The organism is Actinomycetota bacterium (genome assembly GCA_005774595.1).
Taxonomy (GTDB): Bacteria; Actinomycetota; Coriobacteriia; order Anaerosomatales; family D1FN1-002; genus D1FN1-002.
This window is the reverse complement of record VAUM01000511.1, coordinates 1-1,051: the sequence shown is the minus strand read 5'-3', so window position 1 is coordinate 1,051 and position 1,051 is coordinate 1. Positions and strand designations below refer to the sequence as shown.

Sequence of the window (1,051 nt, the reverse complement as noted above, 5' to 3'; positions counted from 1 at the left end):
GTGCCGATCATTCGGATCGCGGGCCTGTTCGAGGTACGCGAGGAGGATCCCGATCCGACCGAGGGCATCGTCGTGCTCGTGGGCGAGAACGGTTCGAGCGTCGGGCTGGTCGCCTCCGAGCTGCTCGGTCAGCAGCAGACCGTCATCAAACCGCTCGGCGAGGGCGTGAGCAGCACGCCCGGCGTCTCGGGCGGCGCGATCATGCCCGACGGCACAGTCGGGCTCATTCTCGACGTCTCAGGACTCGTGAGACTGGCACATACGGAGGGGGGTGAGTGAGAGTGGCTGACAAGAGCGCGACTCTCGCGAAGACCAGCAAGCACCTGACGTTCACGCTCGATGGCGAGGAGTACGGTCTCGACATCCTCAAGGTGCAGGAGATCATCGGCATCATGCCGATAACCCGCGTGCCCAGGACCCCGGCGTTCGTGCGTGGCGTCATCAACCTGCGCGGCAAGGTCATACCCGTGGTCGACCTCAGACTGAAGTTCGGGATGGGGACGGCGGAGGACACCGACCGCACGTGCATCGTCGTCGTCCAGGTCGCCGGCAAGAACGGCGGCACGGTGATGGGCACGGTGGTCGACGAAGTCTCCGAAGTCATCGACATCGCCGAGGACGCGATCGAGGAGACCCCGGAGTTCGGTGCGGACATCGACACCGACTTCGTGCTGGGAATCGGCAAGATCGGGGACCGCGTCGTGATGGTGCTCGACATCGACAAGGTCCTGTCCGCAAGCGAGCTGACCGCGATCAAGCGCGTCGCTTCGTCGAAGACCGGCGACGACGAGAAGAAGGAAGGTGAGTAGCGTGTTCAAGAGCATGTCGCTCGGCGCGAAGTTGGCGCTGGGGTTCGGGGTGATCGCGATGATCATGGTCGTGATCGGCGTCGCCGCGTTCATGGACGTCACGACACTCGCGGCGACGACGGCGGACTTGGCGAGCGATGCCGGCATGGCGGACATGGCCATGGAGATGAAGTACGCCGTCGCGTCGCAGATGCTCATGGTCATGGAGGCACAGAGCGCCGCGGAGGCGGGTGACGCGGCGC

The 1,051-nt window shown here is 65.0% G+C and carries 3 protein-coding genes; all 3 read left to right on the top strand.

Annotated features, from left to right (window positions below):
* Positions 1–279: chemotaxis protein CheA (locus FDZ70_11340; protein TLM64985.1), on the top strand; the 279-nt coding region annotated here is incomplete at its 5' end.
* Positions 276–809 (top strand): purine-binding chemotaxis protein CheW, encoded by a 534-nt coding sequence (locus FDZ70_11335; GenBank protein ID TLM64984.1) that lies wholly within the window; start codon positions 276–278, stop codon positions 807–809. The genes FDZ70_11340 and FDZ70_11335, both read left to right, overlap by 4 nt.
* A gap of 1 nt (position 810) precedes the next feature.
* Positions 811–1,051, top strand: a 241-nt coding sequence (locus FDZ70_11330) for a hypothetical protein (GenBank protein ID TLM64983.1), incomplete at its 3' end; no start/stop codon positions are given.